Source organism: Paenibacillus sp. MZ04-78.2 (genome assembly GCF_024213375.1).
Taxonomy (GTDB): domain Bacteria; phylum Bacillota; class Bacilli; order Paenibacillales; family NBRC-103111; genus Paenibacillus_G.
This window is the reverse complement of the sequence record NZ_JANAVJ010000025.1, coordinates 21,928-35,500: the sequence shown is the minus strand read 5'-3', so window position 1 is coordinate 35,500 and position 13,573 is coordinate 21,928. Positions and strand designations below refer to the sequence as shown.

Below are 13,573 nucleotides of genomic sequence, written 5' to 3'. Positions count from 1 at the left end.
GACAAACTTGTTACACTTGGATAAATCGCTTGCACTTCCAAGCTAGTCAAGATAAGATAGAAATTAAGTATCTTCGCATATTGAAGGAGGTCCCTCCATGTTTTTGGCTGAAGAAGCGGCAAAAGCCACGAGCACCTTTTCCGGTTTCGATATCTTCGTGGTCTTGTTCACGGTAGTTATTGCGATCGGCCTTTTCCGGTTGCTCGGCGCTAAAAAGAAAAATCCGTTCGCCATTGGCTTCGGTCTGGTTAGTTTGGCCGTATTCGTAACCTTGAGCTCAGTTATGGTTATGGGCTGGATGGGCAAGCTGTAAGCTGCTGCTGCAGAGACGCGAATAAGATCATACATGCACGGACAAGGACAGGTCTCAGGACGCTGTCCTATTGGTGTTTCAAGAGGATGACTCCAAAAAATATAAAAGGAGCGGCTCCCCAGAGTAGAGGGAGCACTCCATCGTTTTTCATAACTTTGAAAGGCTTTACACCCACCACATTTCGCCAAGCGGCTCTTTGATGAGGATTTGCTGCAGGTTTTGCACCGCTTTCGTAAAGCCTTCGTCCACCGACATCAAGCCGTCTTCGTGCTCGATGCTGACGACATAGTCGTAACCGACTAAGCGAAGCGCGCTAATGATGTCCGCCCACGTCTTGAGATCGTGCCCGTAGCCGACAGTACGGAACTGCCAGGCGCGGTCCAGCATGTTCGCGTAGGACTGCATATCCGTCACCCCGTAACGGTTGACGTTGATCGGATCGATCGACGTATCTTTGGCATGGAAGTGGTGAATGGCGCCTGCGCGGCCAAGAATGTTCACCGCCTGCACCGGATCGATGCCCTGCCACCACATATGGCTCGGGTCCAGGTTCGCGCCAATGGCGTCGCCGGCCGCTTCGCGCAGACGCAGCAGCGTAGCCGGAGTATGGACGGAGAAGCCGCCGTGCAGCTCAAGACCGAATTTCACGCCGCGGTCGGAAGCGTATTTGCCGGTTTCCGTCCAGTACGGAATGACTTTGTTGGCCCACTGCCAGTCGAGAATCTCTTGAAAATCAGGCGGCCAAGGAGCCACCGGCCAGTTCGGATATTTCGCATTGTCGGAGTCTCCCGGACAGCCGGAGAATGCATTGACGACAGGCACCTCGAGCTTCTGGGCAAGGTCGACCGTTTTAAGCAGCGCTTCGTGATCGGCTTGGGCGAGCGCTTTTTGCGGATGAAGCGGGTTGCCGTGGCAGCTGAGTGCGCTGATCGTCAGTCCGCGGGATTCGATCGCTTGCTTGAATGCTTTCAGCTTGCCGTTATCGCTGAGCAGCACGTCCGGGTCGCAGTGCGCTTTGCCCGGGTAGCCGCCGGTGCCGATTTCAACAGCGTCTAGTCCTTTGGATGCAATGTAGTCAAGCGCTTCTTCGAAGGGCTGTTGCTGGAATAATACCGTGAAAACGCCTAATTTCATGGGGACACCTCCGAAAATAATCAAAATGAACGCGCGTACAACATAACGCTCATCCAAATTATATCATTAATTGCTTACAGCTCAAAGTAGGAGTTTCGGACATAATGCGTCGAGGTGTCGCTTTTTCGTAAAAAGTTCACGACTCAGTCTAAAACGTTTATCGTTTGAATATGCTTTTTTGTTTCATGGGTACCCAAACCGTACAACGTTTGATAGATGTTTTTCAAATTGAGGTCATACGCATCGTTTGCCTCGTCGTGATGATAGGGGATACCGGGAAAAAGAGCTCTGGAGTAGGTTTGTTCCTCCGTATACTCCAGGTCTTCGAACAATTCTTTCAGTTTAATCATTTCCTCCGGCGTGGCTTCGATCTCCAACTCGTAAGCCGCGTCGCCTTGGTGCTGCATGATTGTTTTAGACTGTACGGAAACATAATAGGTTGTTTTATCCATTGAAGTGCCCTCCGACTTTATTTGGAATGGTAAGACCAGATAACTGCGCCGGCAACCAGAACGATGGGAAAAAGAATATAAACGATGAGCATCGGATTCGCCATGACGGGATGCTTGACTGTTGTTGGGTCTGTGTTTTTGTCAAACTCCTTATTTTGCTGCCTTCGAGCCAGTACAAATGACGCGACGGCAGAGATCACGCATACGATGGCCGCAAGTGCGATAAGAGTGTTCAGCATTCGGAATCACGTTCTCCTTCCAAAGGGATATCCTTATTTTCCGGCAAATTGCTTAAAATATACGGTTCGGCGAATGCTTGTTCGATGGGCAAGTTTTGCTTTCAATAAAAACGCTCGACAATGTTCCCGTTTCTTTTTCTTTTGATTGGTTTACAATGGAAATAATTCTTTTCGGATAGGGGAGGGAAGGGGTAACTTTTTAAAGAAAGGGCGGATCGTAAGATGAGCAAAGATACACAAATTGTTGAAACCGTGTCAGGCACTTGGCTGCGTTTCCCAAACAACTTCAAAAGGTTTCATTGCTTGGTGGAGCTGCCCGATCAGCTCTCGCTCAACATTAATACAAAATCGGGCTGTGTGCATGTACATAAGAAGGACAGCGATGATGTGTTTCAATATGTGGGGGAATTGCACATAACAGCGAACGCCAACCAGTTGCAATGCAACGTTCAAGCTGTCCCGGCCAAAGAAGAAGTGATGGAGACAACAGGGAAGCAATCCGATGCCAGTTGAGGTATTTTCGCGATTTCGTGTAAAAAAAGAAGCAGCGCCTGTTAAGGGACGCTGCTTTTATCATGTTTAGAACGGCCAGTTCAGGAGACCGCGATAAATATGGAGTACCGTTTCGCTTTTGCCGCTGTAGACGATAACGGCCGCGGTAACGATCAGCTGGGTTAACGCGCAGCGGGCGTAGAAGTACGTCCGGGATACTTTTTTCTTGTTGACCGTCGTTTTCCCGAACAGATTCTCCAGTGCGATCGCCACGCCGTGGTAGACGCCCCACAGCAGATAGAGCCAGCTAAAGCCGTGCCATAGCCCGATCAGCACCATGATGAGGATGGACAGGCCCGCAGCGGTCCATTTGGTCGGCGTTTGGCGCGAGAAGAAGATAAAAATATGATCGCGGAACCAGTCGCCGAGCGTGGCATGCCAATTGCGCCAGTACTGCGTCAGCGTTGGAGACTGGAACGGTTTTTTGAAGTTTTCCGGAATGTTGTAGCCCATCAGCCGTCCGAAGCCGATCGCAATATCGGAATAGCCGGAGAAATCGAAATAGATCAGGGCATAAAACCAGACCATCAAAAATAGCGATTGATGCGTGTAAAGCTCTTGCCCGGACATGGTATTGAATACGTCGGTCATCCAGGTGACGAGCACGATCTTCTTGAACATGCCGAGAATGATGCGTTTGATGCTGCTCTCCGTCTGTGCGGCATCCATCCGATACGGCTGCTTCGTATCCGCCATAAAATCGCGGAATTTGAGAATCGGGCCGGACGTGAACGTCGGGATGAACAAAATATAGTTAAAGTAATCGACGACCTTCGCGCGGGCGTCTTTGCCGAAGAAGTAAGCAAAATACAGGGCGTCAATCACCTTGAGCACGTTGTAGATCAAGCCGAGTACAATGACAACGTCGAACAGCGGGTGAGTGAATACCTCCATGCCGAACAGCCGCAGCGAGCAGACAGCGGCCACATTGGCGGCGATCAGCAGAATGAACCAGCCCTTGCGAAAGCGCGACGTGTGGCTCAGAAATAAAAAGGCCAAATAGTTCAGCGCTGTGTAAGCCAAGTAAAAGGCGAGGAGCTTTTTACTGAACAGCAGCAAAAAGCATAGGTTGAACGCGAGCAGCAGCAGCCGCTTGTTATCCGCCCACCGCCGGGTTAAGGCAAGAACGAGCACCATGCCGGTCATTGCCATAACCGCGTTCATATTTAAATACCACATCGAAGATTCCTCCAACATATGCATCCGCCGTGCGGGTCGGAAACCGGCCCGGAGCGGGACGGAAGGACCGATCGGGGCCCGCGCCGATCAAGACAAGATCAGAACCCTTCGTAGATGAACAATCCTTTGCCGGTAAAATAGATCAGCACCATGATGAGCATGGCGAGATAAACGATCACTTCGACGATTTTGCGAGCGAAGCGAGCCATGCGTCCACCTCCTTCGTAAACACCGGAGCGCCTTCCTGACGGCTCAGATGGACGAGATCGTGAAAATATTTCGGATCGTAGGCCGTAAGCTGATCCAGCACCGGAACGCCGGCCGCCTGCAGGCGCCGGTTGACTTCTTCCTGCAAAGCGGGCATGTAGCTTGGCAGTTTGTAGCCGCGGTTCCAAGGCATCCAGACGACGCGCAGCGGTAAGCCTTGCTGTTTGCTGTAAGCGATGATGAAGTCCAAGGCATCCAAATTGTTCTTGAAATCGCGGTTAGTCATCCAGCCGAAGCGTCGCTCGTACTCGTCCCATTTTTTGCGGAGATCTCCATCGGATTTTTGGCCGAAATAAAGCTCCTTGTCGATCCAGCGCGGCTGGTAGGCCAGCGGATCGGACGCGCTTAGCTTTAGCGTCTCCGGGAAGCGGGCACATGCTTCGAACCGGGCGGCGTTCCGCTTCAACAGCCCTTGGTACAAACCGCAGGCGAGCTCCGTCCCGGTATCGCGGAAATAGTCGCGGTACGTGTAGACGTAAGGCTGGTACCAAGGCTTGAACCATTGATAGGTCGGGTCCGTTTCCAGGCTGTCGACCATCGTATGTACGTCGATACCGACGACAAGCTGTCCCTCCACCTGGAAACGCTGCTGCTCCAAAATCCCTTTCAGATCAGTCAGCTTGCCATAGGAAAGCCCGAGCTCCACCAGCTTGGAGGTCGAGTCCGCCTCGATATACGCCCCCGTCACCGCGGAGTTGCCGTAGAAGGCCGGTCCCCGATTCTGCCAATCGTGATGGAAGAGCGTCTTCGTAAAATCGTTCTTATAAAAACGCCGCGACGTCACCATCGGGTCCCACCAGGAGATGAGGACGTCCGACAGCACGAAAGCGGCCAACAGCAGCAGCATGAAGCTGTTTTTGCGAAGAAAAGCGATCATAACGGGAAAACCCACACTTTCCAATGAAGGCGATCATTAGTTATTAATCACAGAATGACGGATTATGGTGCTAGAGCGATTTTTGCTGCCACGCGTGGTACTGCTCGCGGAACGCCGCAGGCCAGTTCGCTTCGTCCAATCCGTATTGCGCGAAGAAGGCGAACGCCCAGCGCTCGATGCCGAACCCGACGCAGCCGGTAACCGCATTGCGCTTGCCCATTTTAATATTGAATGCATTGCCGAACGTGTTGCTGTGGAAGTTGATGGAGCTGCAGGCGATCGACTTGTTGATGTTCGGAATCGTCAGCCGCAGCTCGTACTTCATTTCTTGATTCCGCTGGAAGGACGCTTTGACTTGGAAGTCGTTCGTGAAAAATGGATCGTTCGCGATTTCCAGCACGCTATCCACGTTCCATTCGACGGCCAGCTCCTTCAAATATTCGATGGCCTGCAGCCGGTTCTCCTTCACGTAATCCGGCTTGCCGACGAAAATGATCTCCCGCATGCTGAAATCGAGCAGGCGTCCGAAGTCCGTATGATTGCGCGATTCGAAGCGGTGGCACTTGGAGATGGCCGTTACGGTCACGCCATCGCCTTCGAGCGTCTCGTTCTGCAGCCCCTCGTAGCAGTGGTAGCAGGTCGAAGGGTTCATCGTGAATTTCGGCTTCGCCAGGTTGGCGTTCAGATCGAGCGGCTGCTCTTGCTTCCAGCCTCCGGCGTCGCGGATCGATTGGGAGAACGCTTCGATGATATCGAGGTCCTCGCGCAGGTGCGACAGGAAGTGAATGTGCTCCGGAAACGAAGTAAAGTGATTCGTCTTGTTCAGCGTATCGCAATGAATGACGGCCGGGTATTGCTCCTCCGTAATTCCTGCAAAACGATTCGCGATTTTCGTGACGAAGCTGTAGTCGAGAAAACGCATCAGACTGGAGAACGGCTCGCGGAAAATGAACAAGCCCGGTTCCAGCACTTTGATGATTTTGCGCTCGACGAGCTCGGCGATGATATCGCCTTCGTACGGGGTGTCGGCCTTATGCTCGAACAGAATGTTCTCTTTGAAGCCGAAATCTCCTTGCGAGAAACGGTCGATCAGCTTGCGTACTTGCTCTTCGATGGCGGCGTTGCCTTTCGGGGAGTCGTGAACGATATGAATGTGCCCGGACTCAAGCCGGATGTCGCGGATGGTCTCGTCAATAAACGCCGCGGCGTATTTGAGCTGCCCGTGCTGGCTGGAGGCGAGCCCCTCCAAAGATACGACGCATTCCATGGGCTTACCTCTCTTTCTTGTTGTGGATGAACGTCGCGATTTCGCGGACGGTGTTGAGCGGGTACAGCATTAAATCCTGATTCGTCACTTGGATGCCGTACGTTTTCTCGATATGCGCGATCAGCGCCGTCGCTCCGATAGAATCAATGTATCCATAGTCGAACAAGTGTACGTCTACGGAAAAGTCGTCGTCATCGTCTTCGATTTCGTAACGGCTTTTGATGTGCGCCTCAAGCTGTTCCAGCAATTCCTGCATGGGGAAGCCTCCTCCGAAAAATTAAGATCAAGCGATATGTGCCGGGCTCGTAGCGAGTGCCGGCATAAAAGCGGGACGGCGATTGCGGGACCCCAGGGCCCCGCTGCAACAACCGTCTGCGTGAAGAGTGATGCAAGCTAACGGGCCGCTTTGGCGACGGTTAGTGTCACCGGATCGCCGTAATGCGTGACCGTATAAGTCGCTTTCGCTTCGTCCCGGTCGACGGTCAGCCCGGCTCCTTCGATGGTCAGCGGCTCAGCGCTGTAAATTTGCACCTGCTGCATGCCGGGCGCGTTCAGCTTCAACGTCCAACGGTCCGCTGATTTTTGCAGCTCGTACGGCACGTTCGAGCGCATCAGATGCGGCTCGCTGCCGAGCGCCTTCGCCCGTTCGGGCTCGGCGAACCGGATGGCGGCCGTCTGCGGAACGCCGAGGTATAGTTTGCCGCCGCGCGTATCGCGCACTTCGGCATCGGTGACGGCCTCCTTGGCCGCGTAAGACTGCCCGCGGTCGACGACGAGGCCGAGCGTGCCGCGGTATTCGGCAGCTTGCGCAGGAACGTCGTCAGTGATCGCCTTGACGCGGAAGCTGGGCTCGACGGTCATGCCGAGCATTTTCTTGACGCGATCCGTGACGACCTCATGCCATGGCCGGTACAGCTCGACGCGGGTCGTCATCGCATTCAGGAGCGAACGCGCCATTTGGGACTCGGTCATAAAGTTGTAGCTGTAGTCGTTCCGAAGCTTGTCCAAATACCGGACGAATTCCAGCAGCTCCGGCACGCGGTTCGGAAAGTGGTACTCGATATGCTCGAAATAATCGATCGGCAAGTCGAGTGCCGCGTAGGCTTCGAAAATATCTTTCGTCGAATAATGCAAGTCCGTACTCAGCACCGGCGCTGGGGTATTCAGCATCATCGGCTTGCTCAGGTCGGGCTCGCCCGACGCATCGGTCATAAGAAACGGCAGGCCCCAGTTATACTCGACGCCGAGGCGCGGATCGGCTTTGATATGCGACGGCTTGAAGCCGAAGTTGAACCAAATGCCGGACTCTCGCTCGTTGCGCAGCGTCTGGCTGCGGTCGGGATTGTTGATCCGCCACGTATGCTGGTTCGTGCCGGTCATCCCCCACGGAATGCCGAGCTTCTCGAACGCTTTCTGATGCAGCGCGATTTCCTGCTTCTCCTGCGCGTCGCTCGTAAAGTTATGGACAAAAATGTGCGGGTACAGCTCGAGACCATTGTCCTTCGTGTACCGGATAAATTTGCTCAGCTGGTCCGCATACGGGAACTTCGGATCGTCGATGGTCGACGGGATGCCGAATTCGAGCTGCCCGACGATCAGATCGTCCTTGCCGTCCCCGTTCAGGTCGTACCAGAGCGGGACGGCGTTGTGCCCGCCAACGAGCGTGCGATTGCCGATCTGGTTGACGGTCGCTGCTTCGATGACGCCTTTGTCCACCCAAGTCGTACGTCCGTCGCCCGAGTTCTCCTGAACGAAAACGCGCAGGGAGCCTTCTCCGTTGCCTACGACGAGGTCGGCTTTGCCGTCTCCGTTCATGTCACGGACGGACGGCGCCGCAAACCGCGCGGACAGCTTGAACAGCGCTTCGCCCGCGTGCCCGGCGACCGCGCCGTTCGCCCCGCGCGTGCCGCGGTACAGCGTCACCTGCCCGTCGGCATCCCCGATCACGAGATCGGGGATGCCGTCTCCGGTGACGTCGCCCACGGCCGGCGCGATCGGCGCCGCGCCGCGGATCGGCTTCCCGTCCGCCAGCAGCGGGGCGGACGCCTTGAACGCGCCGCCGGCTTCGCCATAGGCGACCGCGAGCGTGCCGTCCGGCTGGCCGATCAGCAGATCCGGCCGGCCGTCGCCGTTCAGATCATACGCCGCCACGCTGGCGTACGATCCGGTCTTCAGCGGCTCCCCGTTCGGGAGCCGCAAGGGCTCGCGCCGCGCGAACGCCGCGGGCGCTTTCAGTTCCGCCGGGAGCTGCTGCCCGGCGTAAGCTCCTTCCGTTTCACCGGCGTTCCGGTAAACGTACAATCCGCCGTCGGCCGATCCGACGATCAGGTCGGGCCGGCCGTCGCCGGTAAGGTCGGCCAGCGCGGGGTATGCGCGGTAGGGCAGCGTGATCGGATCGCCGAGCGAGCGGTAATCCGGATAATTGGCCAGCCGGATCGCCTCACCGTCGGCGGACAAGCGCGTGCCGCTCGAATAGAACGAATTCGGCGTCTCGCCGGCGAAGGCGGGCTTGCCGTTCGTTCCGGTGTTCAAGTGGACGACGACCGACTCCTGCCAATGCCCCCACGTGAACGACGAGCGGACCAGCGAGAACGACGGGATCTGCTTGTACTTCTTGAGCAGCTCCGCCCACTGGATGCCTTCGCCGTCGCGGATCGCTTCCAGCGCTTCAAAATGGTTCTGATACGCCATCGCCGGACGGCCGTAAGGCCCGTACGACTTTTTGACGCTGTAGCCAAGCTTCGTCTTGGAGACGAACGCGGCGTATTCGCTGCGCAGCAAGGCGTTCCCGGCTGCGAACGTAAAATGGAAGTACGGCGCCAGCGGCAGTTTGTTGCGGTCGAAATACAGCGCGTCGGGAGTCGGCTTCATGGCCGCGTTCGTGTCCGCCGCCAGCTTCTCGAAGCCGAGCTTCGGGTCCATGCCGCTGTTTAGATCGTAGCCCGTCACAAAATACCGGTTCGGCAGCAGCGTGCCGCTAAAAAACACCGTGCCTTCCCCATACCGGTTTAATGTATAAAGCGAGATGCCGTTCATGGAAGCGAGCGTCTGTGCCGTGGAAGGGACGAGCCCTTTTCCCCAGGAGAACCGGCTCAAGCTGCCTTCGGTGTCGTGCCGGAAGAAGCTGTCTGCGAACGACCGAAGCAGCTGCTGGACGCTCTGCAGGTTGGCATCGACATCCGGGTAAGACCAGAGGGACGGACTTCCGTGTCCGGCTCCAAGTGCGCCGCGGGCCGGCGCGGGGACGTCGACGACTTGTCCCGCTCCGAGAAAGCCGGGGTCAAAATCGTCCGCAAACGGGTTCTCAAGAAATAAATGCCCGCCTTCCCGGACGTAAGCTTGAAGCAACTCCCGCTGGGAGTCTGTCATGCTCCCGTGCAGCGACGGGTCCAAATAAACCGAATCGTAAGACCGGAGCTGGCGAGCGCTCAGACGGCTCAGCTCCTGCCGCTCCAGCTCCAGACCGACGACCAGCGATTGCCGCAGCTGCGAGTAGGCGGTCGAATCGGAAGCGCCGCTTGCGGTGGCGTACAGCAGGCGCACCTTCAACTCTTTGTTCGCTGTCAGCAGGTAGACGAGAACGACGGCTGCAATTGCAACAATCGCAATCGCCGCCGCCTTGCGATAAGGTCGTATTCGAATCAAAAAAATCTCTCCATTGTTCGTTAGGCTAGATTACCTTGCCATTATAGCATGGATGGCGGGCTTTGTTAACTTTTGCGCGGTCCGGCGGGGACTGGCGTGCCCCTGTAACCCGACCCATCCAATAGCCGCGAGAATAACAAATTGGATGGGTGGAAAAGTGGCCGATTGGGGGGTTACGCCGCATTCGTTCTCATGTAAAGTAAGGGTAGGATACGTACGTTTCGAGAAGATGATCCTTTATTATAGAAGAAAGGACGGAAGCTCTTATGAACGAATGGATGCTGTATCTGCTTATTTTCGTTATCGTCCTGTTTGCGCTGATCGCTACCATTGTGGTGGGCGTATCGGCCAAAAATAAAGAAGGCAATCCGACCTACGACCAGAGAACGGGAAAAAATCTGCTGCGACTGACATGGATTTATGCCGTCGTTCTATTCGGCGGTTATCTCGTCTTCGCATTATACATGTACTATCTGTAATTCAGACCGCGGCGAAAGAAAGGGACCGATCATGTGGAAACCGGACCGCTTGGGCCCCGTGCCCATGTACCGACAAATCGCCGATTATTTCGAGCGGCGCATCGTTCTCGGGGAGCTGCTGCCGGGCTCGATCTTGCCGCCGGAGCGCAAGCTGGCCGGACAGTGGCAGCTTAACCGCAGCACGATTATTCAAGCCTACGAAGAGCTGCGTTCCCGGGGGCTGATCGACCGCAGAAAAGGGAGCGGGACCCGGGTCAGCCTGCGAAAGTGGGAGGAATCGCCGAAGCCGGCCGTCGATTGGCAAGCCTACACCGAGCAAAGTCCCCCGCCGGGCTCTCCTCTGCTTCGCAAAGTTCGGGAGGAAGCCAGGAAAGGCGCAGAGGTCATCGATATGGCTGGCAGCGAGCTGTCGGAGGACCTGATCCCGATGGAGGCGTTCCGCCAACTGATGCGGGAGCAGCCGCTTACGGAGCCGCTGGGGTACACGGACCCGCAAGGGTTTTACCCGCTTCGGGAAGCGCTCGCCGTCTACTTGCGCGCCTACCGTCAAGTGGATGCGACCGCCTCGTCGACTTCGTCACGTCGGGCATTCAGCAGGCGTTGTATCTCATTGCGCGCTGTCTGCTGCGTCCGGGGGATGCGGTAGGCATCGAGGTTCCGTCGTATCATTATTCGTCCCATGTCTTGCAGAGCGCTGGGCTGCGTTCAGTCGCGCTGCCGGCGGATGAGGCGGGAATATGGCCCGACGAGCTGGCTGCGCGCATCCGTAAGGACAAGCTGCGCATGCTCATTTTGAATCCCGCGTTTCAAAATCCGACGGGCCGCACCCTTCGTCCGGATCGCCGAAAACGGCTGCTTGAAGTCGCAGCGGATTTAGGCGTTCCGATTGTCGAAGACGACCCGTACGGCCTAGCCGCGTTTCGGGACGAACCCCCGGTGCCGCTGAAAGCGATGGACACGAGAGGCGTCGTGCTGTATGTCGGTTCGCTGTCCAAAATTGCGGCGCCCGGACTAAGAACCGGGTGGCTGGTCGGCCCCGATACCGTCATTCGTCAGCTCTCGGCAGCCAGACAACAGATGGATATGGGACCGAGTGTTCTTCCGGAATGGCTGTCCGCGAGGTTTTTGGCTTCCGACTTTTTTCACCGGCACCTGCTTCGGGTCCGGCGCGCGCTGAAGCTGAAGAGCGAGCTTCTGATGAAGGAGCTGAACCAGCATTTACAAGGGGACATGACGTTTGAGCGGCCGGACGGCGGACTGTACTTGTGGGGAAAGCTGGCAGGGGGAGTTTCCGCGGCTAGGCTTCTGGACGAGGGAATCAAACGCGGCGTGCTGTTCGTGCCGGGAAGCGTATTCGGGCCGGATAGCGGCCATGTGCGGTTTACGTTCGCGCGCCCTTCCAAGAAGGACATCGCTGTCGGGGCAGCGCGTTTTGCCGAGGCTTTCCGGGCGGCTTCCAAGCGATAACGCATTTACAGGGCGAACGCCCTGTTTTTTTCTTAACCGGCCGCCTCGTCGGCGCTGCCATAGCATACCGTCCGGTTGCGGCCTTCGGCCTTGGCTTGATACAGCGCCTTATCCGCCAGATCGATCAATTGCTCAGGGGGAGCGGATGCGTCAGGCACGAGAGAAGCAAGCCCCAGGCTGACCGTAACATATTGGTTTTCATCCGACGGTTTGCACGGCAGGGCGAGCCGTTCTACGGCTATCCGGATCGCCTCCGCCGATTCGTAAGCTCCCGTCGCCCCGACCTCGGCTAGAATACAGGCAAATTCCTCGCCCCCGTACCTCGCGATGAAATGAGATTTTTGCAGCAGCACGGCGTTCGCCGCCAAGGCAATCGTGCGCAGCACCTCATCCCCGCCCAAATGGCCATACGAATCATTGTAGGCCTTAAAATGATCCACGTCGAACATAATGACGGATAACGGGGAACGGTTCGCCGCACAGTGCGACCAGGCTTTGGCCAAATGCTCGTCCAGCTTTCGGCGGTTGGCGATGCCCGTCAGACCGTCGAGATCGGACAGCTTTTGCAGAAGGCTTAACGCTTCCTGTAGCTGGCGCTCGGTTGTTTTGCGGCCCGTGATGTCTCTTAGCGTGACGAGCAGGGCGGCGTTACCTTTATATACCGTAGGCGATACGGACAGCTCCACGATGATTTCGGTATCGTCAAGGCATACGAGCTTGTGCTCGATCAGCTCGGGCTGCGCTTTGCCGGACCGGATGTCCTGACAGTACGTCCAGGCCGTATTGCGATTATCGGGATGAAAGAAGTCGTAGATCGACCGGCCGAGCAGTTCTTTTCTTGCGGCGGCCCGGAGCATCCGGACCCCTTTTTCGTTAATAAAAACGATAAGATCCTGGCTCAGCACAAAGGTGGCGTCCGGCGAAGCCGTAATGAGCCGTTTGTAGCGCGCTTCGCTTTCCTGCAATCTCCTGGTCGATTCGTGGGCCCGGACAATGTAAAGAAAAGCATAGACGGACAGCAGCCCGACAACGGTGGATATGACCCAATGACAAGCGAGAACGCTCGCGATCTGCTGCAGATCATGAAAATGGAGGTTCATGGAAACTGCGACGGACACGTAGAGCATCGCCACGGTATTGAGCAGCAGGAACCGCCGCAAGGACATGCCTTTGCGCCCCGCCAATATGCCGCAGGTGATGCCGATCAGCAGCATGAGGATCGCTGCGACTATGGAAGAATGGGACGGACCGAACAGGCCGATTCTTCCGGAAGTGATGATGAACGCGCTGACGACCGCGGAAACTGGCCCGCCCTGCATCGCGGCGACGACCGTCGGGATATGCCGCAGATCGACGATGACGGACTCGTTCAAGCGCACGCTGTAGATCATAAGCAGGATGCCCTGCAGCCCGAAGCAAACCCCTAACGCCGCCTTCATTTTCCATGAAGAAGACGGCCTCAGCCGGTAGTCTTTAAATAGCTGGCCGATGATAAAAAATGAGGTCACCAGCATCGCCGCATTCGTTATGAAATCTTTGAACATCGCGTCCTCCGAATCGGATCGTTTCGAACAAGTAAAGTACCTTCAATAATTCGTCATAATCTGACAAATTTCCTCTTTATTCGTCATTTCCATTTGTCGAGTTTTCGCGTTTTCTGGCAAGGGCTTGCCATGGTTTGTCGCCCCTGTTTCTGGTACAC

The 13,573-nt window shown here is 56.1% G+C and carries 14 protein-coding genes; 5 read left to right on the top strand and 9 right to left on the bottom strand.

What is annotated here, in order from left to right; translation table 11 throughout:
• Positions 1 to 97 precede the first annotated feature (97 nt).
• Positions 98 to 313 carry a hypothetical protein gene (locus NLX71_RS17175; RefSeq protein WP_254365031.1) on the top strand — a complete coding sequence of 72 codons (216 nt, stop codon included), beginning with the start codon at positions 98 to 100 and terminating at the stop codon, positions 311 to 313.
• A 165-nt stretch (positions 314 to 478) separates the two neighbouring features.
• Here the strand turns inward: NLX71_RS17175 and NLX71_RS17170 are convergent, their stop codons facing one another.
• The 3 genes from NLX71_RS17170 to NLX71_RS17160 form a co-directional block, all read right to left on the bottom strand.
• The gene (locus tag NLX71_RS17170; RefSeq protein WP_254365030.1) at positions 479 to 1,447 is read right to left on the bottom strand and encodes a sugar phosphate isomerase/epimerase family protein; all 969 of its coding nucleotides are present in this window, start codon (positions 1,445 to 1,447) and stop codon (positions 479 to 481) included.
• Between the two features lie 143 nt (positions 1,448 to 1,590).
• Positions 1,591 to 1,899 carry a hypothetical protein gene (locus tag NLX71_RS17165; RefSeq protein WP_254365029.1) on the bottom strand — a complete coding sequence of 103 codons (309 nt, stop codon included), beginning with the start codon at positions 1,897 to 1,899 and terminating at the stop codon, positions 1,591 to 1,593.
• Positions 1,900 to 1,916: 17 nt separating this feature from the next.
• Complete coding sequence (locus tag NLX71_RS17160) at positions 1,917 to 2,138, bottom strand: hypothetical protein (RefSeq protein ID WP_254365028.1); 222 nt, start codon at positions 2,136 to 2,138, stop codon at positions 1,917 to 1,919.
• A gap of 222 nt (positions 2,139 to 2,360) precedes the next feature.
• On the opposite strand from NLX71_RS17160, the gene NLX71_RS17155 reads away from it, so the two are divergent.
• A complete protein-coding gene (locus tag NLX71_RS17155) occupies positions 2,361 to 2,651 on the top strand; it encodes a hypothetical protein (protein ID WP_254365027.1) in 291 nt (96 codons plus the stop codon).
• Positions 2,652 to 2,717: 66 nt separating this feature from the next.
• Here NLX71_RS17155 and NLX71_RS17150 read toward each other — a convergent pair whose 3' ends face one another.
• From NLX71_RS17150 to NLX71_RS17130, 5 genes are all read right to left on the bottom strand, one after another.
• Positions 2,718 to 3,869: an MBOAT family O-acyltransferase gene (locus NLX71_RS17150; RefSeq protein ID WP_254365026.1), complete on the bottom strand. Its 1,152-nt coding sequence runs from the start codon at positions 3,867 to 3,869 to the stop codon at positions 2,718 to 2,720.
• Positions 3,870 to 4,044: 175 nt separating this feature from the next.
• Positions 4,045 to 5,013 carry an SGNH/GDSL hydrolase family protein gene (locus NLX71_RS17145; protein WP_254365025.1) on the bottom strand — a complete coding sequence of 323 codons (969 nt, stop codon included), beginning with the start codon at positions 5,011 to 5,013 and terminating at the stop codon, positions 4,045 to 4,047.
• A gap of 70 nt (positions 5,014 to 5,083) precedes the next feature.
• Entirely contained in the window at positions 5,084 to 6,280 is a 1,197-nt protein-coding gene (locus NLX71_RS17140; RefSeq protein WP_254365024.1) for a class-II aminoacyl-tRNA synthetase family protein, read from the bottom strand.
• A 4-nt stretch (positions 6,281 to 6,284) separates the two neighbouring features.
• A complete protein-coding gene (locus tag NLX71_RS17135; protein ID WP_025847831.1) occupies positions 6,285 to 6,536 on the bottom strand; it encodes an acyl carrier protein in 252 nt (83 codons plus the stop codon).
• A 137-nt stretch (positions 6,537 to 6,673) separates the two neighbouring features.
• Positions 6,674 to 9,925, bottom strand: a complete 3,252-nt coding sequence (locus tag NLX71_RS17130) for an FG-GAP repeat domain-containing protein (protein WP_254365023.1) — start codon at positions 9,923 to 9,925, stop codon at positions 6,674 to 6,676.
• Positions 9,926 to 10,191: 266 nt separating this feature from the next.
• Between NLX71_RS17130 and NLX71_RS17125 the strand changes: the two genes are divergently transcribed.
• From NLX71_RS17125 to NLX71_RS26860, 3 genes are read left to right on the top strand one after another with little or no spacing between them, the layout of a single operon-like run.
• A complete protein-coding gene (locus tag NLX71_RS17125) occupies positions 10,192 to 10,404 on the top strand; it encodes a hypothetical protein (protein WP_254365022.1) in 213 nt (70 codons plus the stop codon).
• Positions 10,405 to 10,435: 31 nt separating this feature from the next.
• Positions 10,436 to 11,050, top strand: a complete 615-nt coding sequence (locus NLX71_RS26865) for a GntR family transcriptional regulator (RefSeq protein WP_309248963.1) — start codon at positions 10,436 to 10,438, stop codon at positions 11,048 to 11,050.
• Positions 11,005 to 11,871: an aminotransferase-like domain-containing protein gene (locus NLX71_RS26860; RefSeq protein WP_309248962.1), complete on the top strand. Its 867-nt coding sequence runs from the start codon at positions 11,005 to 11,007 to the stop codon at positions 11,869 to 11,871. Before NLX71_RS26865 ends, NLX71_RS26860 begins: the two co-directional genes overlap by 46 nt.
• A gap of 32 nt (positions 11,872 to 11,903) precedes the next feature.
• On the opposite strand, the gene NLX71_RS17115 is transcribed toward NLX71_RS26860, so the two are convergent.
• Positions 11,904 to 13,415 carry a GGDEF domain-containing protein gene (locus tag NLX71_RS17115; protein WP_254365021.1) on the bottom strand — a complete coding sequence of 504 codons (1,512 nt, stop codon included), beginning with the start codon at positions 13,413 to 13,415 and terminating at the stop codon, positions 11,904 to 11,906.
• Between the last annotated feature and the right edge of the window lie 158 nt (positions 13,416 to 13,573).